Raw genomic sequence first — 23,314 nt, forward strand, 5'->3', positions numbered from 1 at the left:
CACGACGACGCCCGGCACCGGACCGTGTCACGGTCCGGTGCCGGGCGTCGTCGTGTGCGGCTCCGCGAGGCGTCAGGCGCCCACGCGGTCGCGCAGCTGCTGCAGCTCCGCCTGGATGGACTCCGGCAGAGACTCTCCGAAGCGGTCGAACCACTGCTCGATGTCAGCCAGCTCGGCGGTCCATTCCTGCTGGTCCACCGTCAGCGCGTCGTGGAGGTCCTCGGCGCTGATGTCCAGGCCGGTGGTGTCCAGCGCCTCGGGGGTCGGGGTGAGGCCGATCGGGGTCTCCACCGCCTCGCCGCGGCCCTCGATGCGCTCCACCACCCACTTCAGCACCCGGGAGTTCTCCGCGAACCCGGGCCAGGCGAAGCCGCCGTCGCGGTTCCGGCGGAACCAGTTGACCAGGAAGATCTTGGGCAGCTTCTCCGGGTCGGCCTTGCCGGAGACGCGCACCCAGTGGTTGAGGTAGTCGCCGGCGTCGTAGCCGATGAACGGCAGCATCGCCATCGGGTCCCGACGCACCTGGCCGACCGCACCCTCGGCGGCGGCGGTGGTCTCCGAGGACAGCGTCGCGCCGAAGAAGATCCCGTGGTTCCAGTCCCGGGACTCGGTGACCAGCGGGACGGTGGTCTTGCGGCGGCCGCCGAAGAGGATGGCGTCCAGCTTCACCCCGTCCGGGGAGTAGTACTCCTCAGCCAGCATGTCGGTCTGATCGATCGGCGTGCAGAACCGGGCGTTGGGGTGGGCCGCCGGCCTGTCGGCGTCGGGAGTCCACTCGTTGCCCTGCCAGTCGATCAGGTGCGACGGCGGCTCCTCCGTCATGCCCTCCCACCAGACCCCACCGTCATCGGTGAGGGCGCAGTTGGTGAAGATGGAGTTGCCCTTGGCGATGGCGCGCATCGCGTTGGCGTTGGTGTGCCACCCGGTGCCGGGAGCCACGCCGAAGTAGCCGGCCTCCGGGTTGACCACCCGGAACTCGCCGTCCTTGCCGGGACGGATCCAGGTGATGTCGTCCCCGAGGGTCTCGGCGGTCCAGCCCTCCAGCGTGGGGTCGATCAGCGCCAGGTTGGTCTTGCCGCAGGCCGAGGGGAAGGCCCCGGAGATGAAGTAGCTGCGGCCCTCAGGGCTGGTGAGCTTGAGGATGAGCATGTGCTCGGCCAGCCACCCTTCGTCCCGGGCCATGGCCGAGGCGATGCGCAGCGCGTAGCACTTCTTGCCCAGCAGGGCGTTGCCGCCGTAGCCGGAGCCGTAGGACCAGATCTCCCGGGTCTCCGGGAAGTGGACGATGTACTTCTCCTCGTTGCAGGGCCACGGGACATCCTCCTGGCCCGGCGCCAGCGGAGCACCCACCGAGTGCACGGCGGGCACGAAGAACGCGTCGAGCTCCTCCATGCGGCGCAGCACGTCGGTGCCGATCCGGGCCATGATCCGCATCGAGGCGACCACGTAGGCGGAGTCCGTGACCTCCACACCGAACTTGGGATCCTCGGCGTCGAGCGGGCCCATCACGAAGGGGATCACGTACATGGTCCGGCCGCGCATGGCGCCGTCGAACACTCCGGCCAGCGTGGAGCGCATCTCGGTGGGGTCCACCCAGTTGTTGGTGAAGCCGGCGTCGCGCTCGTTCTCCGAGCAGATGAAGGTGCGGGACTCCACCCGCGCAACGTCGGCGGGGTCGGAGAAGGCGGCGAAGGAGTTCGGGAAGTCGGGGCTGGTGAGCCGGGTCAGCGTGCCCGCCTCGACGAGCTCATCGGTCAGCTGGCCATATTCCGCATCGCTGCCGTCCACCCAGTGGATCCGATCCGGTGTGGTCAGTTCTGCGATGTCGCTGACGAACTGGATCAGCTTCTCGTGCGTCGTGGGGGCATCCACCTGGATGTCCTCCGCACCGGGCGCCTTTGCAACGGTGTCGACCATCGTGTCCCTCCATTGGGTTCTTCAGTGCACGTGGGTTCTTCAGTGCACGGCCCGCTCAATCGCACTCCTGTGTGCGGCGACGACGGCGGACATCGTGCGTCGACGGTGACGCGCGCCGGCCGGTGTTCACCTCATCGTGAACACCGAGCCCGTCGAGGCCTTGAGGGACCGGATACCTTCCACTGTACTGGTCCGCGAACCCCGCGACGCACCGAAAGTCCACATAGTGGTCACGGGATGCAGAGTGAACCGATTTTCGTGAGGATCACCACGTTCGGGTCGACGATTTTGCCCTCCCTCCGGAGCCCGTGTATAGTCTTTCTGGTCGAGATCGCGACAGCGGGATCGGCCGACAACAGAACATGCGCCTATAGCTCAGCTGGATAGAGCGTCGGTCTACGGAACCGAAGGTCTGGGGTTCGAATCCCTATGGGCGCACCGATTGGGGCCCGGAATCCCGCCGATGTGGCGGGGTCCGGGCCTCACCTGTCCCCAAGATCCCCAAATCTGTCCCCACGACGGGGATACGCTGGTCCCATGGCAAGCATCGAGACGCGCACAGGCAAACGCGGCACCTCTTATCGGGTCGTCTGGTGGACAGGTCAGAAGCCGAACCGCTACAAGAAGTCAGCGAACTTCCCGACCCGCAAGGCTGCCGAGGACTACGCGAAACTGATCGAGCACGCCGGCGGCGACCAGGCCGCAGCAGATCAGGCGGTACTCAGCCAGTCATCAGCCGCCCCGCACCTCTCGGAGGTCGCCGAAGCGCATATCTCCCGGCTGATCGACGTCAGCGACTTCACCATCGGCCAGTACCGCAGATCCGCACGCCTCCACCTGAGCCGACTCGACATGCCAGTCGACCAGATCACCGACGACGACATCGCCCGCTGGGTCTCGTGGATGAGCAAAGAGGCACGCGACGGCAAGGGCTACAGCCCGAAGACGATCAAGAACGCGCACGGACTGCTGCACTCGGTGCTCGCGTTCGCCGTCAAGAGAGGCCACCGCTCAGACAATCCCGCTGCCGAGACGCGCCTGCCCTCTGCTGATCAGCACGACGAGCGCGACAAGTTCCTGACCCGAGAGGAGTTCGCGGCCCTGCTCCCCCACGTCTCCGAGCGATACCGGCCTCACGCGGTCTTCCTATGGGGCACCGGCGCCCGGGCATCCGAGCTGTTGGCGCTCACACCGGAGGACTTCACAGTCGTGGACGGGGTGACCTTCGTGTCCATCACGAAGTCGGTGAAGATGAACGAGTCAGGCACCGGCACGACGATCGGGCCACCCAAGACTCGACGCTCCCGACGGCGGATCGACGTCGACGACGACACCATGACGTGGGTATGGCCGCTGGTGCGAGCAGCTGGCCACGGCCAGCCGGTCTTCCCGCTCATGCAACCGCGCACGTCCTCGACGCTCTGGAAAGCGATGTGGAAGCCTGCGATGGACCGCGCCCGGGCGGCGGGCTTCACGAAGCGACCGAAGGTCCACAGCCTGCGGCACTCGCACGCCTCGCACCTCCTGGCCGCCGGGATGCCCATGCATGAGGTCTCACGCAGACTCGGCCACGCGTCCCTGTCGATCACCGACGACGTCTACGCACACATCGTGCCGTCGCGCCAGGCGTCAGCCTCCCTCGCGATGGCCGGAGCCGTGCCCGCACTCGCCTCGTCCACCGCAGAGATCGCGTGATCCTGACCGACGAGTTCTGTACGAGTCAGGCCCTCCGGGCTGGGGCATCCCCGGCCTTCTAATCTCGCGTAGAGTCACTCTCAGGTGACGCCCCAGGAAATGCAGGAGCTCGCGACTAATGACTCGCATTCGACTTTGGTCCATGCTGGCTGGCTTGGTCAGGAAAAGGCCTGCCGTTCACGACCGACTCCTCAGTTATGGTCTCGCAGTCAAGACGAACCCCCGCAGGAAGGCGTCAGAGGCGCTTTGGTCCATCATCTTGACGCTGGCGTTCTCTATCCTCGCGGTCGGCTCTCGCCCCTTTTGGTCCGGGTGGTGGTTGTTCCTCATCGGCGTTGCGCTGGCCCAGGCGTGGAGCGCTCTGCGGGAAACTGCCGAGACCCTCTATGATGCCGCCGATCGTGAGGATTCCGAGACTGTAGAGGTCACCACGCACGCACTTTCTGACGGCCTGCGTCACATACAGGACAAGGTGACTGACGTTGTCCTGGAGTCACCCTCGAAGCGGTCCGCCGCGAGCAAAGAACTTGCCCGCCTCGCAGTCTCGACTCTCCTGCAGACCTATCACGGTTCGGTCCGTGGCGCCCGGGTCACTGTGTTCATCCTCAATTCCGACTGGAGTCGCGCCGACCCAGTGGAGTCACGGGGACGCCATGACGTACCGCGCCCTTTCCTCAGCAACGGAGAGCATCGTGACACGCTGTTCTTCGAGTGGCTGGCGAGCAACGACAAGCAGCCTCGGTTCCAAGCTGATACTCACGTCAGGACTGACGGCGATCGACGTGAGCCCAGCGTGCACTACCGGACGTATATAAGCGCGTTGATCTACAACTCCAGGGGTACTTATGGCATGCTGACCGTAGACGCGAAGGAACCCGCGTCACTCGACGAGAGAGACAAGCACCTTATACAGGCGTTCGCATGTGAGCTCGCAACAGCGTTCGCTGTAGCATTGCCCCCCGTCGAACCAGACGGCACAGACCGCCGAGCCATATCTAAGAAGCCGAAGTAGGTGATCTGCATGGCATCCCCCAAGACTCTCACCCTCAATGAGCAAAAGAGGGCGAACGAGATGCAGAAGCGAATCCGCAAGCAGGTCCGCGCCGAACGACAGCGCCGCGAAGCGGTTCGACTGCAACGCCTGAGCCTGCGCCGAGCTTCCGCCCCGCGCAAGGCGACCGCCTAACTCAACCTCCGGAGCGCCTCCAGCCCCTTGGGGCTGGAGGCGCTTTGCTGTATAGGCCTGGCCGTGCCGAACGGCCGACCCGCCCGCGTGACTGTCCGCCGATGGAACGCCTCGCTGAGAGGCCAGCCCCAAGGGTGCTTCTAACCTCCACCACCTTGCGCACTGTCGCCCCGTAGGCTACAATAGAAGTGTGCTCAAGGGGAGCCCTGAAAACAGAAGAAAGGAGGTGAGGCGGATCGAGACAATCGGACTCATCATCGGGGCCGCAGGGATCGCAGTCAGCATCCTGGCCTGGCGATTCCCCCGATCCACCCGATGCCCCCACTGCGGGAAATGAGGAGGGGGCCTGGATATCCCAACTATCCAGCCCCCGGCCTCGGGTCCATTCTACGATCCGCTCCACACCATGAACACCATCATCCGCACACCCTGGCCCTGGGCGGCCCTCGCCATCGTCGCCGGAGCCCTGGTCGCCGCAGGGCAGTGGCCACACCTGGCCGTGATCATCGCCGCCGCCGGGTGCTTCATCTCTGGCATGGGCATCCAGCGGCACCGTTCCGAGACGGAGCCGCGACGATGAGCAGCCAGGAGGAACTGATCTCCCAGGCGCAGCAGACCTACGAGCGGGTGCGCAGCGAGCAGGAGCAGCTGCGCGCCCGTGAGCGGGAGCTGAAGGCCGAACGCGCCGCATCACTCCAGGAGGCCCTGGACGGCGGCGTGACGGCCACACGCCTGGCCGAGGAGATCGGCATCAACCGGGTCACCCTCTACAAGCTCCTGAAGGAACACAGGCCCCGCTGAGATCTACCGAATCGTGACCCGCCTGTCATCGACCCATGTCACACCCGGTGCGTAGACTCACCCGCAGATCAACACGCTATAGGGGTCGCACCAGAGAGGCCACCATGCACACTCGCACCATTCACCGCGCCGCGGTCGCCGTCGGCGCCGCTACCCTGCTGGCCATCACTGGCTGCAATGAGACCGGAGAGCCTGAGCCCGAGAGCGCGGATGCCCTCAACGCCGAGCAGGCCATCTACCCAGAGCCCGGAGGAGAGTCCAGCGACGCGGACGACGCGCCCCGCCCGGTCATCAATGCGCCAGAAGTTGAGCCCTGCCCATACCAGGACGAGCTCGCCGCCCAGGCGCCCGACGACCCGGACGAATTCCTTGATGAGATGGACTCGCTGATCTCCGAAGCGATCGAGCTCGGATGCGAACCCGACATTCACGGCTCGATCACCTTCGAGGAGCCGGTCTACGTATACGACGACGGATCTACCCTCGACGAGCTCATCAGCGTCCGCCACGCCATGTCCGTCGACGACATGTGCGATGAGGGCTACATCTCCGAGGAGGACTGCGAGAACGAGCTCCCCTGACTCCAGGGCTTCCTCTACACGCACGAATGGGCCGCGCCCAGCACCTGACTCGGTGCTGGGCGCGGCCCTACGTGTACGTTCTTACCAGCCCACTCCGATCTGCGCTCGATAGGCTGCAACCTCGACGCTCCAGGCTGCCCAGGATGTGGTCGAGGACCCCGTCTCCAGGCGCCACTTCGACCACTGCCGAGAGTTGTGGCCAGCGCCGGCGTACTCCCAGTAGGCGCGGCCCCCTCGTCCACCTCCCGCGTTGCCCCAGCGGATGCCGTGGCGACGGATGGTGCGCGTGCGGTAGTAGGTGTCCGTGTAGGCCACCTGCCAGGCGCCCTGCTCAAAGTCAGACCCGGAGGTGCTCCGCGTCCACCCGTAGATAGCGCTGGTGCTTGATGTCGACGCAAGGGACGTCTGACTCAGGTTCGCATCACTTTCCGTGGTGGCACCCGGCGTCGGCTCGCCGGAGATCCGCTTCCCGAGCTCGTAGGTGGCCAGATCGATGTGCCCCAGGGCGAGCGCATCGTCCTCGTTGAGGGCTTCCTCCACATCGATGATGCTGTGAATCGGCGATCCGCCGACCAGCACTCCCGTGTTGAAGTCCACCGAGCCATCCCAGTCGGGCCGGTATCCGAGCTCGTAGGCGCGGTCCAGCAGTGGCCGCCAGTCCTCCTGAGGATCGAGCTTCTCGGCCACCTCCGACAGTGCTCGGAGGACCTTTTCGCGGGCACTGGACTCGATGATGGCCCGGTTGTGTTGCTCAATGCTCATTGACTACTCCAGTTCTCTCGGTTTCCCCGGCCTCACTGGCCAGGCTGGTCTCCCCCGCTGCGCTCGCGGGGGACGTTGAGTGAGCCGATGCCCGCGTTGCCGTCAGAGGCTCCTGCGCCGATCGCTTTGAGCACGGACAGCAGCCCGGCGATCAGCCCGGTGATGCCGATCCCCGCCCAGTCGATGGAGGCGTGGTCGATCACGCCGGTGATCTCGCCGCCGACGGCTACGACGATCAGCGCTGCCCAGGTCTGGGCGATGGTGGCGACGGCGCGCTCGGCGGCGTCCTTCCAGAACGTGGTGCTGTACATGAGCGGTCCTCCTGTGTTCATCGGTTGAGGATGATCTCGGCTTGGCGGTTGAGGTATTCGACCTCAGCCGTGATGGTCATGGGTCCGCGGTCTCCGTCGATGAGCCCGCCGTAGTGGCCGCGTTCACGCAGGCACTCCTGCAGGGCACGGGTGGTGCGCTCGCCGAACCACCCGTCGGAGGGGCCGGCGTCGTATCCGAGGCCACGCAGCCAGGTCTGGATGCTGGCGGTGAGCTCGTCACCGTCGAGCCCGATCCGGTCCATCAGGTCTCGCCAGGCCCGGTCGGTCCATTCGTTGTGCTCGTCGACGACGGTCAGGTACGCCTCAGGCCACCGGCCCTGATCGGGCGCAACGGGCGTGCGCTCCCCTGCCTCCGAGTCCGATTCCGGCTCCGGCTCCGGCTCCGGCTCCGAGTCAGGTTCAGGTGCTCCGGCGGCCGCGTCGGTGGCCCAGTGGCCGCGGTCGATGGCTGCGCGTAGCTTCTCCCAGTCGACGCCGGTGGGGTCGGTGCGGCGGTCGGGTGCCCATTCGCCGTGCATGACGTGGCGGATCTCGCCGCGCCACTCCTCGTTGAAGGCGGCGCCGATGCGTGCGCCGGTCTCCAGCTGCGCATCGGTCACCGGGTGGCCCGCCCCGTTCGCGTCGAACGAGACTCCCACCGCGTGGCGGTTGGCATCGTCGCGGGGCATCCCGAACCCGGAGCCGCGGCCCGCGTGCCCGGCAGTGCCAGCAGCGACCAGGTGCGCGGTCCCGTCCCTGCCGATCAGGATGTTGTAGAGCGGGTAGCCGGCGCCGCGGGTGACGTAGGCCAGCGTCGGGGCGTCGGAGGACGAGGCACGGAACGTCTTGTCGCCGGTCTCGGTGGTGTGCCACATGACGGCACACACCTCGGTGAGGCCGCCATCGTGGGCGGTGCGGGTCTGCCAGCCGCCCTGCGTGGTGAAGGGGACATCGGCGTCGCGGAGCAGCCGGTCCAGGCCAGTGAGGAACATCGTGTTCTCCTGTTCATCGGGCATAGGAAGACCCCCGCCGGATGACGGGGGTCGAGGGTGATCAGAGCCCTTCAGGGCGGGGCGGCGGCGGAGGCTCGCGCCGGTCACGGATGTGATCTTCCAGGGTGTCGATGTGGTCGCCGAGGAGCCGGATCACCACCGCATCCTCTCGCCGCTTGTCCCACAGCTCACCGATGCGGCGGTCCTGCTCCAGCGAGTGCGCTCGCACCTGCTCGGCCTTATCCTCGGCCTGCTTCAGTCGGGACCAGAGGTGCCCCTGGGTCGCGGCCATCACGGTCAGGATGACCCCCGTGAGGCTGATGATCGCGGTCATGGCGGCTGTGCTCATTCGACGCCTTTCATGCGTTGAGTCGTTTCGTCTCGGCTGGGAGCCCCCCGCCCTCGAGCTGTTCCCACAGGCGGACGTCCTCTTGGCCGATCGTCCAGAGGGCGATGCCGGCGAGGCCCCAGTCGTGGTCTGCCCGGCCGCGCCATCGGACGATGGTCTGCGCGTCGGAGAAGTAGACGAGGCTGGCCCCGTCGCGGTCGATGACCATGAGCCGACCGATCCACACGTCGTGGTCGGTAGGCCGGACGACCACCTCGGTGTCCTCACCGGTGGCGATCGGGAAGCCCTGCCAGTGCTCATAGACCCAGTCCTGGGAGATGCTGGCCTCCTGCCCGGCCCTGGTCTCGGGCTCGTCGACGTCCTCGAGGGGTCGGAACCGGTTGCGGTCGTCCCACTCGACGCCCTCACGGGGCAGGCGGCCGAACAGCTCCGTGCTGCCGTTGACCTCGACCTCGAATGCCTCGCGGGGCTGGTACCACCACCCGTCGCCCAGGTAGCTGTGATCCAGCCACACCTGCCCGGTGGTGTCGTACTCTGCGACGCCGTCCATGGCTGGGGTGACGTCCTCCTCGAGGGCGAGGGGGACGCTGGTCTCGCTGATGCTGTAGTAGACCCGGGCGGTGCCCTCGCGGACGCGGAGGGCGAGGACCGCCCGGCCGCTGCCGGGGTCGGCGCGACCGGCCGGGACGCGGAGGTCATGCTGGCGAGCTCCGTACCGTCGGTGTCGAGGAGCCGGACCTGCCCGGTGTTGTCGGCCTCCGCGGTGATGCCCTGCAGGGTGATGCGGAAGGCGCCGGCGTCGACGTACTGGTAGCGGGCGAGCGCGTAGAGCGCTTGGCTGCCGAAGTCATTGGCGAACCGCAGCCGGCCGGACCCGCGGAACTGTGAGTAGCTGCTCTGGTCCTGCTGCCACCAGAACCAGGTCTCCCCGTCCGGCTGGGTGTAGAGGTTGTCGAGCTCGGAGGCTCCGGCGTAGTCGTCGATGATCGTGGCCGCGACCGGGTCACGCTTGATGACCTCCGCGGTCAGCGTGTACCCGGTGCGCGGTGACACCGGTCGGCCGGTGTTGTCGATGACCTCGGCGGCGTGGAACTGGTAGGTCAGGTGGGCGTCGCCGACGCTGTTGTCCGTCACGCTCCACAGCGGCACCGCCGAGGGGAGCCCGTATCGGACGGCGTAGTCGCGCTGTTGGAACTGATCGAACAGGACGCCGCGGCTGGTCTCGGTCTGCTGGGGGAACCGCCAGTCGTAGCAGTCGCTGATCCCCCAGAGGGATTGGGAGGACTGGTCCCGGTAGCAGATCCACCCGGTGTGGTGGTGCCGGCTGGACCACGGGGTGACGCCGGTGAACATCTGCCAGGCGGCGTAGTAGCTGCCCGGGAGGCCGCGGTACTCCGTGGGGTCCGGCTTGCGGTGGATGCGCCAGAACTGGCCGTAGAGCGGCAGGCCCATGTGTACCTTGGCCGGGTCGATCTGGGAGGCGGCCCAGTCGTAGACCTCCTCGAGCCAGAAGCCGGGGCTGATCGGCCCCGGCGCAGACCCAGACCAGGCGAAGTCGTAGCTCATGATCTCGACACGGTCGAGGATGCTGCCGAGCTGCGCGTAGCGGACCCAGTTCTCCCCGCCGATGCTGCCGGTGCTGGTCAACGGCGGAAGGGCTGCGGAGCACTCGCGGCCGAGCCCGTGGGCGCGGTTGGCGACGGCTTGGAAGATCGCTTCCGACTCCTCGGAGCGGGTGTCGCCGCCATACTCCATGTCGATGTCCACGCCATAGAGCCACGGGTAGGCCTCGAACATCTGCGACTGGACCTGGTCGGCGAGGTGCCCGCGTGCTGCCGCCGAGTCCCGGAGGCGTCGAAGATCGCCCGCGGCCCGTCGTCGGGGTCGTCCATGTTGCGGAAGCATCCCCAGAACCGGATGTGCGGCCACCGCTGCCGGTAGTCATCGAGCAGGGCCGGGTTGAAGGTCTCGGTGAGTCCTCCGTGCCGGTCCACGGACCAGGCGAAGATCGCCACGTCGGTGATCCGGTCGCCGTAGTGCTCGAGGGCGAACTGGACCCGCTCGTTCCAGAGCAGCCCGACCCATACCCACACCGCCGACGCGTTGGTCATTCTGGCTCCCTGTCCTCCCATGCCAGGCGCAGATGCGCCCGGTCGTCTGTCTCGGTCCTGACCCACAGGTCGGAGCGGCGGGTGATGATGGGAGGCCTGCCCCAGCCCTGAGAGGCCTTGTGCCGGCGGCCGTCGACCTCCGCGGTCCCGTCGACCTGCCCGAACCGGTAGGAGCCGACACGGACGTCGCCGGGGCTGGTGGTGGCGACCCCGACCTGCACGGGGGTCGCGGCGTCCAGGTTCGCCAGGGCGACCACCTCGAGCCCGTCCTGGATGACTCCGTTCCGGTACTGGCGGCCGCCCGGCCGGGTGCCGACCTCGCGTGGGCTGACGGTGACGCCGGTGGCCGGCTTGCCCGGCTGCAGCTGCACGTCGGTGATGTCGATGCGGGCCGTGGCCGGGAGGTCGCGGGCGCGGATGCGCAGCGTGATGCGCTGGACACCTCCGGGGGTGTGGAGGGGTCGCTGCAGCCTCACGCCGGATCACCTGGCAGCGTGTCGGGCCAGTCGTCCTCGGTGACCCATAGCGCGGAGAGACGGAACTGCCCGTCCGGTCCGGTGACCCGGAATCGGCCGTGAAGCCACACGGTCAGCAGGCCGAGCTCCGGGCTGCCGATGCCCTCGGCGACGGTGGCGTAGTAGGTCTGCGAGGGCCGGAACCCCTCGGGGTAGACGTCGACCTCGTCATAGGTGCCCTCGCCGAAGTCCACCGCCACCACGTACAGGGCGACGAATGGGCCGCGCCGCTCCGTGTAGATCCCGAAGTTGGTGGAGATGTTCGGGAACAGGTCGGTGATGTCCCGGAGTCCGGTGCCCTCCTCGGCGCGGTCGGCGAACTCCTCGACGGCCTCGAGGCGGGACTGCATCGCGGTGAGCTCGTCCTGCACCGTGGCGAGCTGGTCCTGCACCGCGGAGACGTCGTCCTGCAGGTCGCTGACGTCCGAGCTGAGTCCGTCGACCTCGCCTTGGACCTGGTCGGCGGTGCTCTGTGCCTCCTGCGCCCAGGATCGGGCGGTGCTGTCCTCGGTGCCGTCCTCCTCGATGGTGCGGACTCTCTCGTCGAGCTCCACCAGGTTCGCCGATGGGTACATGCCGGCCTCCTCGCTGACTCCTGCTGACCATGGCAGCTCGGTGGTGTGCGGCATCCACCCGGTGACGGTGCCGCCGGGCTGCAGCATCAGGTCGGTGACGGTGACTTCCGCCTCGGACGGCAGGGACCGGACCCCGACGCGGAGGGTGATCTTCGCGGGTCGGTCCTGGCCGACATTCAGCACGCCGTGCATGCCAGCGCCTCCCCTCGGTCAGCTCAGCTCGAGCTCGATGGTGTCGGTGCTGCCGTCCTCGTACTCGACGACCGCCTCGACGGTGAGGTCCGGCGTCCAGCCGGAGGGCCCGTCAGTGTCGATGTCGAAGCTGAACGCGTAGTCCTCCCGGTTGTCCGGGGCGATGGTCTGCTCGATCCACCGCTCCCCCGACCCGGCGAACCGGACCGCGTAGTCCCCGGTACCCTGCCCGGTCTCGACGATCTCCGCACCGCTGGATGCCCAATGCGCCAGGCCCTGGTCGAACCGGCTGTTCAACAGCAGGTTGAACGGCACCAGGTCGAAGGTCGACACGTCGCTGCCGGTGGTCATCGACGACGCGTTCCCCGCGTCCTCGGAGCCGAGCTCCCGCAGCTTGGCTGACAGAGTGACCTCCGAGCGCCACGGCTCGATGACGTTGTACTCCATGGCCACGATCCGCTGCTTGTCGTCGACCCCCAGCTCCGGGTCGATGACGGTGACCAGGTCTCCCACGTCGAACCGGTCGATGTCCCGATCAGTCACCGCCGACATGTCGCTGACGGTCAGCTCATAGGAGACATCCGGCCGGGACCGGCGGGCCACCGCATCCAGTGCCCGGTCGAGCATCGCGTGCGGAGAGGTGCCGGAGTCAAAGGTCAGCGTCGCCTCGCGGACGTCGTCGGTATAGCTGAAGTCCTCCACGTAGGGCACCCCGTCGTTGACTTCAGCGATGGTGGTGCCATCCTCGTTTCTGGCGTAGATCCGAGTCACCAGGCTGGTGGTGTCCTCCACCCGGCGGACGTCGCTGAGGCCACGCTGGGCGAAGAACGAGACGCCACGGTCCCGGCCCTCCCGGTCGACCAGGGACACCTCCCGCTCCGCGTTGTTGAACACAAGATCCCCGCCGTGCTGCTCCTGGATGGTGCGCAGCGCCTCCAACGGGTTGGTGTCATCGAGCTCGTAGCTGCGCCGGGTGGTCACATTCGCCACGCCCACACTCCACCCGGTGCCCTCGAGGACGTCCTCCATGGCCTGGCCCGCGGAGGTCTGGGTGTAGTCCTGCCCGGTCACCTCGCCGGCGGTGGCCAGCTCATAGAAGCGAGCCTCCGCGTAGATCTCCAGGACTGGCTGGCGGCCTGTCCTCGCGGTGCTGATGCGGCGGGTCCAGTAGCGCTCGCCAGCGACCTCGACGATCCGCTCGGCGCGGATCAGGTGCGCATGCCGGTGGGAGGCCGGGATGCTGAGCTCGAAGGTGTGCTCCCCGTTGACCTCCGTGGTGACTACGGCCTCGGTCGGGTCGATCACTACGGCGGCGGGCTGGTCGTCGTCCCAGAGGATGACAGGCGCGTAGGGGTAGACAGGCGGGTCGCCCTCCTCCCACTCGCGTGCCTCCACAGTGACCTCGAAACTGCGGGAGTTCTCCCGGCCGAGCTCGTCGGCAAGGATGACCGTCACTTCCCCGGTGTCGATGTCGAAGCCGGCCGCGACCGTGAGGGTGCCACCGTCTGTCACGTTGACATCGACTAGCCGGTCTGCGGTCACGGACCAGTCGGGGTCGCCCGAGACCTCGAACTCCAGCTGCTCGGTGTGCAGCTCTCCCTGCCACAGAATGATGTCGCCGATCGGCTCGAGCTCAGGCGGCGGATCCTCCGGGATGGTCAGCGTGATGCCGGTGAACTCGTCCCCCGAGTCGAGCAGGATCTCCCAGCGCATGAGCCCGTCGAAGGTCTCCGGCAGCTCAGCCGGGTCGGCTTCGTCCCAGGTCTCGCCGTCGTCCTCCGACAGGTAGGGGGTCGCCCCGTCCGGGGCTCCCTCGACGACCGGCTGCTTCTCCCAGGAGACGTGCTCCGCGCCGGTGTGCAGGGTGCCCGCTGCGGTGGCGGTGACCCCCTCCTCGGTGACCTCGAAGGTGTCGACGTGGTCCTGGTCCTGCCCGTTGGCCCACTGGCCGTACGCCATGGCCTCGGCGAACTCGTCCAGGTCGAAGCCGGGGCCGGGGTGCGCCACGAGTGCCTCGTCGAAGGCGCCGCCGGTCCAGTAGTTCGCGGTGCGCAGGTCGAAGATGTCGAGGTTCGCGCTGCTGTTGGTCGCCGGTGCCCCGGAGAGGTCACGGACCGGGCCGGTCCAGGAGCGGCGGCCGGAACGCTCGACGCTGAACATCTGCGAGGTCTGGGCGTCGTAGTCGACCAGCATGCCGACGAACTGGTAGCTGGTGGTCTGAACCCACGGGTGGTCTTCGTACTGGTCCAGCACCAGGTCGCCGGCATCGTCGTAGATCTGGTGCCGGATACGTCCCGAGGATCCCGAGGTCGACAGGTACACGACCGGGTCGTCCCCGGCGCGGGTAGACATCAGCGGGTTGAAGCTCATGGTGTACTGCTGCCGCACCCACATCCCGATCAGCAGCCGGCCCTCATTCGGCCAGAGCCCGTCGAAGTGGGCCAGCTCGAAGCGGCCCTGGTCCTCGGCCGGATCGACGGTGTTGACCCCCATGTGGAGGCCCCAGTAGCCGTCGGTGTACCCGTCGTTGGCGCCGCCGGGGATCCGCTCCCAGGTGCGGGTGTCGTCGACGGCGTCGTAGTACAGGCTGCCGCCGGCCGGGTCGATGCGCTGCAGCGCGACCGGGTTGAGGTCCGGCCAGGACAGGGGCACCTCGCCCGAGTAGGCGAACCGGTCGGACCACTGCGGCATCAGATCCTCCTCGCGTTGGGCCGGAACGTGATCGCCCGCGCCGGGGACACCTCCACCTGGTAGGTCTGTCCCTGCTCGAGCCTCGGCCGGTCATAGTTGCTCATCCGGTGCACCGCCGAGGACACTGCCTCATCCCGGTCGGTGTTCCACAGGTAGAACTCCATCCGGTGGTAGTCCAGGACCAACTCGTGGGTGGTGCCCCACGAGAAGAACCGGGTGAGGCTGACCTCGTGATCACCGATGGTGATCGTGTACTCCTCATCGTTGCCATTGGTCGAGACGACGATGGTAGGGAATGCACGGGTGTTGCCGATGTCGTGGGTGTAGGTCAGTGACCCGGTTCCGGTGAGCTCGGTCGGGTCCGCCTCGAGGGCGGCCGGCTCGGGTCCGACCGTCTCGAAGACGACATCTCCCCGCAGGCTCAGAGGCGATCCGCCACGCCAGATGACCCGCTCCCAGTCGATGGACTCGGCGACGACCACTTCAGGGATCGCCCAGTCCTCGTCTCCCTCGATCACCAAGTCACGAGGCCCACGTACGGGATCGAGCATTGCCATCAGCTCGTCCCGGCGCCGGTAGGTCTGTTCCGCAGACGAGCCCATGACGCGGATCTCGAAGACGATCTGCTGGGCTTCCCGGGACGCGCCGCCGAAGAATCGACCATTGCGTCCCGGGACATCGACGGTGTGAAGCTCCAGCCCACCGAGTGAAGGCCACTCGGTGAGCCGGGCCTCGACACCATCGAGATCGTCAGCCAGTACTCCGCCGTAGGTGAAGCTGGTCATCGCGTTGCTCCCTCCAGGCTCACGCGGCCCCGTGACCGGTCTGCCCGCTGGATGCGGGTGTTGAGATCCTGCGAGAGCTGCTTGACCCGGTCGTCCGAGTCCAGCCGTGCTCCGCGCATGTCCACGTTCAGCGTGAGACCACCGCCGGATCCCTGACCGCCGGGGCCACTGTCGGCGGGGTCCACACGGGCCGCGCTGGGCACTCGTGGACCTTCCACGTCGGGGGCTTGGATGGCGGCCGCCGCGGCGATGCGCTCCGCCTCAGCGACCACGTCATCCTCGCCGTCGGCGATACCTTCGGAGAGCATCTTGGTGATGTTGTTGCCGCCGAGCTCGGGCGGGTTGTCCCGCAGCGGGCCCTCCTTCGCGGGCGACCAGGGCAGGAAGTCCTTGACCACATCGACCGCGCCGGAGATCGCATCTCCGACCCCGCCGACCATGTTCTTGATGCCGTCGATCAGGCCCTGGATGATGTTCTGTCCGCCCTCGAACAGCAACGATCCCAGGTCGCCGAGGTTGGCGACGATGTCACCGGGGATGCCCTTCACGTAGTCGAGCAGCTCCACGAACTTCTCGACCGCGGCATCCTTCACCGAGAGGATCCACTCGCCGAACTGGACGTACAGCTGCGCCAGAGCGATCAGACCCTGCACGATCCGCTCCGGGATCGAGGAGATCCAATCGACGATGCCGTCCCAGATGTCGGAAGTCCAGCGCTTCGCGGTCTCCCATCCGTCGCGGACGAAATCTGCCGCGTTGGAGGCGGCATCGGTCACCCAATCGACGATGTTGTTCCACGCGTCGACGACGAAGGTGACCACCGCATCCCAGGCCTTGGCGGTCCACGCGGAGACCTTGTCCCAGTTGGCGATGATCAGCGCGACCAGGCCGACCACTGCCGCGATGATCCAGCCGATCGGCCCCATGGCCACCAGCCAGGCTGCTGCCATGCGGGCGGCGTGGATCATCGACTGCACACCCATCAGCACCCAGCCGGCCACCACACGAGCAGCAGCAGCTGCCATGGCGGCCGCACCGCGGACCGCGGAGGCGATGATCTGAGCAGTCCACACCGCGGCAATCCGCACACCCGAGGCCACAGCCGCAGCAGTCATCGCCAGGAACCGGGCCGTAATCTGAGCCGCCGCCGTGATCATGGCCGCCACGCCCTGCGCTGCGGCCACCACCATGCGAGCCACCCAGGCAGACAGGGCGGCCACCTTCGCCCAGATCGCCGTGGCAGCTGCACCGATGCCCGTCACCAGCCCGACCACGCCCTTGGCGAGCAGCGGCACCACCGTGAGAATCCCCTTCAGCAGCGGCCCCAGGGCCATCATCGGCATCGCCAGCATCCCGGCCGCCTCGGCGAGGCCACCGTACTTGAACATCAGGTTCTCGACGTTCTGCTGCAGCTTCTCCATCGGGGTCATCAGATCGTTCATCTGATCGGCCTGCTCTTGAGCCAGGCCCGGCATCGGCTCCACGGCTTCCCCGTACTCGTCCCACTCCTCGGCAGTCAGCCCCAGGGTGTCGAGGAAGGCGTCCATGTCGCCCTCGGAGTCAGCCACCGAGCGGCGGAACTCACGCACCGCTTCCTGCCCGGTGTAGCCCTGATCCCGGAAGTGCTCGATGCCGGCGGCCGCGTCGTCCAGGCCGAAGCCCAGGCCCTGCAGCTCATCCGGCACCCGGCCCAGGTTGCGCTCCAGGGTGGCCAGGGGCACGTCGGTCTGAGTGATCAGCCGCGCCATCTGGTCGGAGTTCTCCCCGACGTCGTTGAGGTCATCGCCGAACGGGGCCAGCATCTTGTCCGCGGCCTCGATCGAGTCGGTCAGCTCCATGCCGGTGGCATCGGCCAGAGTGTCGACCGCAGGCAGGATCTCCTCGAACCCCTCGCGGGTGGTGATGCCCTTCTGTGTCAGCAGGTCCATCCCATCGGCGGCGTCGGCCGCGGCGAAGGTGTGGTCCGACATCCCGTGAGCGAGGTCGCGCAGAGAGTCCTCGGTCTCGCCGGTGGCGATCGAGGTCCGGCGCAGGGAGCCCGTGGCGTCTGCCTGGCCCCGGGCGAAGCCCTCCAGGGCTGCACCTCCGGCGGCAGCGCCGATGCCGATTCGGCCCAGGTTGCGCTCCACCGAATCCACGGCAGACTCGATTCCGGAGGACAGCTGGTCATCGACACCGACGCGGACCATCAGGTCAGCAAGACTGGCCATGACTGGCACCCCCTACTTCTTGGGCTCGCCCTTGAACTGTTTGGTCATCGCCTGGGCGATCATCTTCATGTCCTGCCACTTCTGTGCCGGCTTGCGGTCCCACTTGGGGATCAGCTTCTCGAGCTTGACCTTCTTGGAACCCAGGCCCTGCAGGATGTAGAAAGCGGTCAGGGCGGCGTTGGTGTCGTCGCGCTCCGTGCCGAGCGGCCCAGTGACACGCTCGTAGGCCTGCCACTGGGTGAGCTCGGCGCTGGAGATGCGCGAGACCATCTCCTCCCGGGTCATCCCGCCCAGGTGGGCGGTCAGTCGGAAGGTGAATCGCCGCCAGCCGCCTCGCCGAAATCCTCGACCGCCTCCTCGGCTGCGCCCTCGTCCATGCCGGAGAGCTCACGGATCGCCCCATAGACGCGGTCGAGAGCAGCCCCGGACTTGCGGCCCAGCTGCACGACCTCCTTGTCGGTGAACATCCGCTCCCCGTCCTCGCCGACGATGCACTTCGCGGCCAGCGAGGCGCGTACGTCATCCACCGCACCGAGGTTCTTCCGGGAGGCGGCCATCTTCATCTCGAAGGCGTCACGCCCCTGTCCGGTGAGGCCGCGGACGCGCACGGTGCCGCCCCATTCGGGCACCTCCACGTCACGGGTGGGCAGGTCGTCGGCTCCGAGGATGTCGGACTTGGACAGTAGAGTCATCAGGCGGCCTCCGTGATCTCCGGCTTGGAGGTGACCTTCAGAGTCATCTCCGCGGTGAGCTTGTCGTCGTAGGGTGCATCCGGCTCGAATGCGGTCAGGATCGCCTCGAAGGCCCACACGGTGCCGTCGGGGAATGCGATCTCGTACTTGATCGGGTCGTCTTCCTCGAAGTCGTCGACCAACTTGTCGTGCTGTGAGGGGTCGTAGTTGACCTCGACGGAGACTTCGCCGGGATCCTTCAGCCCGCCCAGGAACTCCATGTACCCGTTGGGGCTGTCGTGGCTGGTGACGTCCAGGGTCTCCCGCGAGATGTTCGGCGGGGACAGTGAGGTCACGTTGGCGATGGGCTCGAAGCTGCCCGCGTCATCCTCACGGGAGAGCGTGGTGCCGAAGGCATCAATGCCGGCCATGGTTCAGTCCTCTTTCTGCCGCGCTCACGCGACGTGCTCTGTCTCGATGGAGAATCGGCACGCGACGTGCCGGATGTCGTTGTCCTGCTCTGTCTGGGTCACCGTCTGGGCGTGATGCACGTAGACGGTGTGCAGCCCCTCGATCTCCAGCGGCTGGTGATCGAGGATCCGCACCAGGTGATTCGCCAGCGCGGAGATCTCCCGCTTGCCGTGGTAGGTCGACCAGCCGTGGATGGTGATCGTCGACCGGGATCCGAACCGGTCGTGGGCACCGCGTGGGCTCACCGTGGCCTCGCCGATGCTGATGTAGGGAAACTCGGTGTTCTTCGGGACGTGGTCGTAGACTCCGGTCACCTCGGCCATTAGCTCGGCATCGCCGGTCAGGGCCTGGTAGATCGCGGCCTGGATCGGCCATACCGGGTCGGTGTTATCCATTCGCGCCCCTCTCTATGGCCTGCCGGGCCCGCTCGGGCCAGCGCTTCCGAGAGGCCTCAGCGGCCGGGACCATATAGGGATGGCCAGGATCCGAACTCTTGCCGAACTCGTTGACCATGGCCTTCTCATAGGGACCATCGAGGTTCCCCGACCGGGGCGCGACGTCAGCAGTCATGTCCCCGACCCGCGCCTCGATCGAGTCGCGCAGGTCGCCGGAGTCCACGCGGACGTTGTCCTGGGCGTCCTGCTCCAGCTCGGCCGCTTCGGCCTCCAGCGCGGACTGCAGCTCCTGCTTGATCCGGCCTGCGGCCCGGGCGCCGGCGGCCTTGAGCTGGCCGGCACCGTCGATCTTGACCCGGAGACTCTTAGCCACCGGACTTGCCCTCAGACTTGGTCCGCGTCTTGGACTCGGCCTTGGCCTGCGCCTTGGGCTCTGCCTTCGTCTCTGTCACGCGCTCCCAGGACTTGGACTTCTCCAGCCGCGGGATCATCCTCGAGTAGGTCGCGATCTTGCCGGTGGTCTTGTTCCGGTAGCGGGTCGTTGCCATGACAGCCTCCTCAGCTGGTCGTCTCATCGAATGGGGTCTTGCGCACGGTCGCTCGGGCGATCGCGCTGTGAGTGGAGGACAGCGGGTCCGACTGCAGCTGGTAGACCTCCCCGTCGACCTCGATGCGGTCGCCGTAGGAGACCTCGGCGTCGAGCGGCATCATGGCGCTGTGGGTGATCGTCACGCCCATCTGTGCGGCCACTTGCAGCTCGGTATCCGAGGGGCTGGTCAGCTCGACGCCGATCGTGCGTTCCTGGTCGACCCAGTCGACGATCTGCCGCCGCCCTCGTCGGTGGTGGTCTCCTTGCGCCAGACCTGCGCGTCGACCATGAGTCGCTTCGCGTAGTTGCCGATGGCGCACTGCATGCCCGGGGGAATCATGCGAGCCTCCGGCGCCAGATCAGCGGCCGCAGATCCTCGCGCTGCAGGCCGCTCAGGGTCAGCTGCGGCAGGACGTTCTGCCCCTCACGGACCACGAAGCTCGGCGAGGTGCTGTCGAAGCCCAGCGAGTCCAGCAGCTGCGGATTCGCCACCGCACGAGCAGCGAGCTCCAGCGTGATCCGCTTGGCCGTCAGCAGCTCCGCGGAGTCCTCCTCGAAGCCGGTGGTGTAGGTGATCTCCACGTCCTCGTCCCACACCTCGCCGTCGAGGCGACGCAGGGCACCGTCGGCGCGGACCCGGAAGTCCTCACCCTCGAACGCCTCGGCGTCACCCTCGACCACGGTGGCCACGTCCAGCGGCCAGCCCGGAGGGACCACCCACAGGACAGGACGGCCAGACCCCGGCAGGACTTCCTCCACCTCGGCCTCGGTCAGACTGTGCCGCACGTAGGCGTCGATCGTGGACGAGGCCAGCTGAAGCACCAGCTCAGCGTTCTCATGCTCACAGCCGGTCAGCGACTTCAGCTCATCCGGTGTTGCGTAGGGCATCACTCACCCCGCAGACGAGCGCGCAGCTCTGCCTTCGTCCCCGCGGTCGAGAGGTCGCGCTCAGCAGCCAGCTCGCGAAGCTCTGCCACCTTCAGCGAGTCCAGGTCGACCGACTCGGGCGCGGACTCCTCAGCGATCTCATCGGCAGGCGCATCGGAAGGCTCGTCGGGCTCCTCCTCGGCTGCCTCGTCCGCAGAGACTGCGTCGCCATCGGCTTCAGCTTCGGCCTGCACCGTCTGCTCCGCGATGGGCTCCGTGGTCGTGACGTCGAGCGTCACGTCTTGGCCATCCACGACGGATGCGTGCCCAGCGGCCACCAGCGAGCGGGCCACACCATCCGGCACGTCCACCTGGCGCCCCTTGGTGAGACTCCCGCCACGGGTAGCCACAGAGTTGTTCATCACGATCTTCATGTCCACTCCTCAGGGTTGGACCCGCCCCGCCCCCGCACCAGAGACGCGGGGACGGGACTGGTGATCAGCGGGATCAGCCGGCAGCCGGCACCCGGAGGCGGCGCAGGTAGGCCGGGTTGGTGACATCGCCACCGACCCGGAAGTGGACCTTGAAGCCGACCATGCCCTCCTCGGCGTAGAGCTCTTCGAGTCGCTTCAGGGTCACGCCCATGCGGTCGTAGACCCGGTAGCCAGCGTTGAAGTCACCGAACGCGGCGACATGCTGCTCGGAGCCGTCACCCGGAACCTCGGCGATGTCCTCCTGGTTCTCCAGCGCGTAGCCCAGGAAAGTGTTCGGACGTCCTGCCTGCACGCTGGGCTGCCACAGGTACTGGCCGTTGTCGTCCTTCAGGGTCGACAGCAGCAGCTCCGTGGTGGAGGCGAGGATGAACCGGCCGTTCCGGCGGGCCTGAGAGGGCACGGCGTAGATGAGCTTCTTGAAGTCATCGACCGTGACCCCATCGGCCTGTCCGGCGTCAACCGAGGAGACACCGCCACCGGAGGTCATGAAGCCGGTGGGCTGGTGCGAGGAGTTGCCGCCACCGATGGTGAAGGCCGTGTCCTCGGCCTCGGCGATGGCGCGAGCAAAGCTGTCCCGCACGAAGGCCTCCAGGTCGACGTCGGAGTCCATCAGCTCGTCCTCGCCGATCTTGGCCAGCCCGTAGAGGTCCTGAATGTAGGTGTACTCCTCCTGTGGCGTGGAGGGCATGGAGTCGGAGAGGCTCTGGTCCCCGGTCTCCAGCTTGCCCCAGCCGACGGAGACCTCGTCGAGGGAGCGACGGCGGACACGGTTGGTGCCGATGGTCCGCTGACCGGCGATGTTGCGCACAACGGTCAGGGCCGGGATGTCGCGGCGCAGCTCGGTCTCCAGTGCCTCGGGCACCAGGATTTCGCCGGCCTCGTCCTGCACCAGGGCGCGTGCCTCGGGAGATAGACCGCCGCGGCCGTGGCGGATCAGGTCGAGGAACGCCATACGAGCGTCGCGGGCCTCGGCGTCACCGGGCAGGTTCGACGTCCGGTAGCTCTTGGCGCCAGACTCCCGAGACCCGGCCTCCGGGTTCTCCGGGTTGGGGATGGACCGCGCCATCTCCAGGTCGCGGGCCTCCTGCTCCTCGACCCGCTCGATGCGGTCAGTCAGGGAGCGGAACTCGTTGTTCATCCGCTCGTAGGACTGGCGCTCCTCAGCGCTCAGGTCGCGGTTCTCGTTCTCGCTGCGGGTGACCAGCTCTCGCGTCTGCTCGACCACGCTGGCGCGCTGCTGTCGCAGCTCAATGCTCGAAGGCATCGTTCAACCTCCTCGGTTGTCGTATGGGTAGTGAAGGGATGCCTGCTGCGCGCAGGCGTGGTCGCCCCGACGAGGGGCACCGCGCCACCCGGCGAGGGCGGAGCGGAAGAATCAGGCGGAGCTCACGCGCTCCATGTAGTCGACGCCGAGCCGCGCAGCCGCCAGGGCGAGGCCCCGGCTGTCCTCCTGCGCGTCGCCAGCGGGCGCGTCCTCCCCGCCCTCCGGCGAGGTTTCCTCCTCGGCGTCGTTGAGCAGTGCGCTCAGGGACTCGACGGCCTGCTGCACCGCGGCTTTGTGGTCATCCGTCAGGGCGGTGCCTTCGCGGACCGCGTCGAAGGCGCGGGCCATGGCGAGGGTGCGCCCAGACTCGACCACCGCGGAGGGGTCCATGGGCACGGAGACAGCAGAGAACTCGATGAGCTCCCACTCGTGGACGTCGCCGGTGCGGGTGTCCATGTCGGTGATGTCGAACCCGACGCTGACTGCGTTGAGGAATCCCTCACGGTAGAGCCGGTCAGTCTCGGCGCCCTCGGGGCTGCCGGTATCGAACACGGCATCAGCCAGCAGCTGCCCGTCCTCGATGGAGATGTTCTCGGCTCGCCCGATGGGCAGCCGCGAGTAGTCATGGTTGGGCATCACGACCGGGTTGGCCTTGAAGCGCTCCAGGTTGGCACCACTCATCTGCAGGTTCAGGCCGTCGCCCTTGCGGCCCTCGGTGGCGACGATGAATCGGATCGGCCGACCGGGCTCAGTGCCGGATGCCTCGGCACGCTGGGCGAAGCCGTGGAGGTACACGCGGTTCATGATCTGTCCCTTCCGGGGTTGGTCATCTGTCGGTCATGGGCGGGGCGCCCCTTCTGCCTCTCCTGCTGCTGGCGGTCGTGCGCCTC

Annotated in this window: 28 protein-coding genes, 1 tRNA gene and 1 pseudogene; 6 read left to right on the forward strand and 24 right to left on the reverse strand. The window is 67.4% G+C overall.

What is annotated here, in order from left to right; all coding sequences use genetic code 11:
- Positions 1 to 72 precede the first annotated feature (72 nt).
- On the reverse strand, positions 73 to 1,917 hold the full coding sequence (locus BCY76_RS07955) for a phosphoenolpyruvate carboxykinase (GTP) (protein ID WP_085437498.1): 1,845 nt from the start codon (positions 1,915 to 1,917) through the stop codon (positions 73 to 75).
- Between the two features lie 364 nt (positions 1,918 to 2,281).
- Between BCY76_RS07955 and BCY76_RS07960 the strand changes: the two genes are divergently transcribed.
- From BCY76_RS07960 to BCY76_RS07980, 6 genes are all read left to right on the forward strand, one after another.
- A tRNA-Arg gene (locus BCY76_RS07960) sits at positions 2,282 to 2,355 on the forward strand.
- A gap of 99 nt (positions 2,356 to 2,454) precedes the next feature.
- Complete coding sequence (locus BCY76_RS07965; RefSeq protein ID WP_070158481.1) at positions 2,455 to 3,612, forward strand: tyrosine-type recombinase/integrase; 1,158 nt, start codon at positions 2,455 to 2,457, stop codon at positions 3,610 to 3,612.
- Positions 3,613 to 3,754: 142 nt separating this feature from the next.
- Positions 3,755 to 4,624: a hypothetical protein gene (locus tag BCY76_RS07970; RefSeq protein WP_070158480.1), complete on the forward strand. Its 870-nt coding sequence runs from the start codon at positions 3,755 to 3,757 to the stop codon at positions 4,622 to 4,624.
- A 580-nt stretch (positions 4,625 to 5,204) separates the two neighbouring features.
- Positions 5,205 to 5,378: a hypothetical protein gene (locus BCY76_RS18055; RefSeq protein ID WP_170922628.1), complete on the forward strand. Its 174-nt coding sequence runs from the start codon at positions 5,205 to 5,207 to the stop codon at positions 5,376 to 5,378.
- On the forward strand, positions 5,375 to 5,599 hold the full coding sequence (locus BCY76_RS07975) for a hypothetical protein (RefSeq protein ID WP_070158479.1): 225 nt from the start codon (positions 5,375 to 5,377) through the stop codon (positions 5,597 to 5,599). The genes BCY76_RS18055 and BCY76_RS07975 overlap by 4 nt, the downstream gene beginning before the upstream one ends.
- A 104-nt stretch (positions 5,600 to 5,703) precedes the next feature.
- Positions 5,704 to 6,180, forward strand: coding sequence for a hypothetical protein (locus BCY76_RS07980; RefSeq protein ID WP_070158478.1), 477 nt, complete (start codon positions 5,704 to 5,706; stop codon positions 6,178 to 6,180).
- A gap of 81 nt (positions 6,181 to 6,261) precedes the next feature.
- Here BCY76_RS07980 and BCY76_RS07985 read toward each other — a convergent pair whose 3' ends face one another.
- The 23 genes and pseudogenes from BCY76_RS07985 to BCY76_RS18550 all read right to left on the reverse strand — a co-directional run bounded on the left by BCY76_RS07985 (position 6,262) and on the right by BCY76_RS18550 (position 23,228).
- Positions 6,262 to 6,942: a hypothetical protein gene (locus BCY76_RS07985; RefSeq protein WP_070158477.1), complete on the reverse strand. Its 681-nt coding sequence runs from the start codon at positions 6,940 to 6,942 to the stop codon at positions 6,262 to 6,264.
- Positions 6,943 to 6,974: 32 nt separating this feature from the next.
- Positions 6,975 to 7,253, reverse strand: coding sequence for a holin (locus BCY76_RS07990; RefSeq protein ID WP_070158476.1), 279 nt, complete (start codon positions 7,251 to 7,253; stop codon positions 6,975 to 6,977).
- Between the two features lie 17 nt (positions 7,254 to 7,270).
- Positions 7,271 to 8,245 (reverse strand): peptidoglycan recognition protein family protein, encoded by a 975-nt coding sequence (locus tag BCY76_RS07995; protein WP_070158475.1) that lies wholly within the window; start codon positions 8,243 to 8,245, stop codon positions 7,271 to 7,273.
- Positions 8,246 to 8,306: 61 nt separating this feature from the next.
- The gene (locus BCY76_RS19165; RefSeq protein ID WP_237090044.1) at positions 8,307 to 8,594 is read right to left on the reverse strand and encodes a hypothetical protein; all 288 of its coding nucleotides are present in this window, start codon (positions 8,592 to 8,594) and stop codon (positions 8,307 to 8,309) included.
- A 10-nt stretch (positions 8,595 to 8,604) separates the two neighbouring features.
- On the reverse strand, positions 8,605 to 9,144 hold the full coding sequence (locus BCY76_RS19170; protein ID WP_237090045.1) for a hypothetical protein: 540 nt from the start codon (positions 9,142 to 9,144) through the stop codon (positions 8,605 to 8,607).
- A gap of 902 nt (positions 9,145 to 10,046) precedes the next feature.
- Positions 10,047 to 10,499 (reverse strand): annotated as a pseudogene (locus tag BCY76_RS20700) (hypothetical protein); the annotation flags it as partial.
- 202 nt (positions 10,500 to 10,701) lie between these two features.
- A complete protein-coding gene (locus tag BCY76_RS08005; RefSeq protein WP_070158470.1) occupies positions 10,702 to 11,181 on the reverse strand; it encodes a hypothetical protein in 480 nt (159 codons plus the stop codon).
- Positions 11,178 to 11,987 (reverse strand): hypothetical protein, encoded by an 810-nt coding sequence (locus tag BCY76_RS08010; RefSeq protein WP_070158469.1) that lies wholly within the window; start codon positions 11,985 to 11,987, stop codon positions 11,178 to 11,180. Before BCY76_RS08010 ends, BCY76_RS08005 begins: the two co-directional genes overlap by 4 nt.
- 18 nt (positions 11,988 to 12,005) lie before the next feature.
- The gene (locus BCY76_RS08015) at positions 12,006 to 14,678 is read right to left on the reverse strand and encodes a phage tail protein (protein WP_085437504.1); all 2,673 of its coding nucleotides are present in this window, start codon (positions 14,676 to 14,678) and stop codon (positions 12,006 to 12,008) included.
- Positions 14,678 to 15,463 carry a hypothetical protein gene (locus BCY76_RS08020; protein WP_070158467.1) on the reverse strand — a complete coding sequence of 262 codons (786 nt, stop codon included), beginning with the start codon at positions 15,461 to 15,463 and terminating at the stop codon, positions 14,678 to 14,680. Before BCY76_RS08020 ends, BCY76_RS08015 begins: the two co-directional genes overlap by 1 nt.
- Complete coding sequence (locus BCY76_RS08025) at positions 15,460 to 17,673, reverse strand: phage tail protein (RefSeq protein ID WP_070158466.1); 2,214 nt, start codon at positions 17,671 to 17,673, stop codon at positions 15,460 to 15,462. Before BCY76_RS08025 ends, BCY76_RS08020 begins: the two co-directional genes overlap by 4 nt.
- A 12-nt stretch (positions 17,674 to 17,685) precedes the next feature.
- A complete protein-coding gene (locus BCY76_RS08030; protein WP_139827686.1) occupies positions 17,686 to 17,943 on the reverse strand; it encodes a phage tail assembly protein T in 258 nt (85 codons plus the stop codon).
- Positions 17,944 to 17,975: 32 nt separating this feature from the next.
- Positions 17,976 to 18,365, reverse strand: coding sequence for a hypothetical protein (locus tag BCY76_RS08035; RefSeq protein WP_070158464.1), 390 nt, complete (start codon positions 18,363 to 18,365; stop codon positions 17,976 to 17,978).
- Entirely contained in the window at positions 18,365 to 18,775 is a 411-nt protein-coding gene (locus tag BCY76_RS08040) for a phage tail tube protein (protein WP_070158463.1), read from the reverse strand. The genes BCY76_RS08035 and BCY76_RS08040 overlap by 1 nt, the downstream gene beginning before the upstream one ends.
- A 24-nt stretch (positions 18,776 to 18,799) precedes the next feature.
- Positions 18,800 to 19,210 (reverse strand): DUF3168 domain-containing protein, encoded by a 411-nt coding sequence (locus tag BCY76_RS08045; RefSeq protein ID WP_070158462.1) that lies wholly within the window; start codon positions 19,208 to 19,210, stop codon positions 18,800 to 18,802.
- On the reverse strand, positions 19,203 to 19,583 hold the full coding sequence (locus BCY76_RS08050; RefSeq protein ID WP_070158461.1) for an HK97 gp10 family phage protein: 381 nt from the start codon (positions 19,581 to 19,583) through the stop codon (positions 19,203 to 19,205). Before BCY76_RS08050 ends, BCY76_RS08045 begins: the two co-directional genes overlap by 8 nt.
- On the reverse strand, positions 19,576 to 19,758 hold the full coding sequence (locus BCY76_RS08055) for a hypothetical protein (RefSeq protein WP_070158460.1): 183 nt from the start codon (positions 19,756 to 19,758) through the stop codon (positions 19,576 to 19,578). Before BCY76_RS08055 ends, BCY76_RS08050 begins: the two co-directional genes overlap by 8 nt.
- Before the next feature lie 10 nt (positions 19,759 to 19,768).
- Positions 19,769 to 20,032: a phage head closure protein gene (locus BCY76_RS08060; RefSeq protein ID WP_237090047.1), complete on the reverse strand. Its 264-nt coding sequence runs from the start codon at positions 20,030 to 20,032 to the stop codon at positions 19,769 to 19,771.
- A complete protein-coding gene (locus BCY76_RS19180; RefSeq protein WP_237090048.1) occupies positions 19,987 to 20,139 on the reverse strand; it encodes a hypothetical protein in 153 nt (50 codons plus the stop codon). The genes BCY76_RS08060 and BCY76_RS19180 overlap by 46 nt, the downstream gene beginning before the upstream one ends.
- Complete coding sequence (locus BCY76_RS08065) at positions 20,136 to 20,687, reverse strand: hypothetical protein (RefSeq protein WP_070158458.1); 552 nt, start codon at positions 20,685 to 20,687, stop codon at positions 20,136 to 20,138. The genes BCY76_RS19180 and BCY76_RS08065 overlap by 4 nt, the downstream gene beginning before the upstream one ends.
- A complete protein-coding gene (locus BCY76_RS08070) occupies positions 20,687 to 21,100 on the reverse strand; it encodes an SAP domain-containing protein (protein ID WP_070158457.1) in 414 nt (137 codons plus the stop codon). The genes BCY76_RS08065 and BCY76_RS08070 overlap by 1 nt, the downstream gene beginning before the upstream one ends.
- 73 nt (positions 21,101 to 21,173) lie before the next feature.
- A complete protein-coding gene (locus tag BCY76_RS08075; RefSeq protein ID WP_070158456.1) occupies positions 21,174 to 22,424 on the reverse strand; it encodes a phage major capsid protein in 1,251 nt (416 codons plus the stop codon).
- A 111-nt stretch (positions 22,425 to 22,535) separates the two neighbouring features.
- Positions 22,536 to 23,228, reverse strand: a complete 693-nt coding sequence (locus tag BCY76_RS18550; RefSeq protein WP_070158455.1) for an HK97 family phage prohead protease — start codon at positions 23,226 to 23,228, stop codon at positions 22,536 to 22,538.
- Positions 23,229 to 23,314: the final 86 nt, after the last annotated feature.

The organism is Nesterenkonia sp. PF2B19 (assembly GCF_001758425.2).
In the GTDB taxonomy this organism is placed as follows: Bacteria; Actinomycetota; Actinomycetes; order Actinomycetales; family Micrococcaceae; genus Nesterenkonia; species Nesterenkonia aethiopica.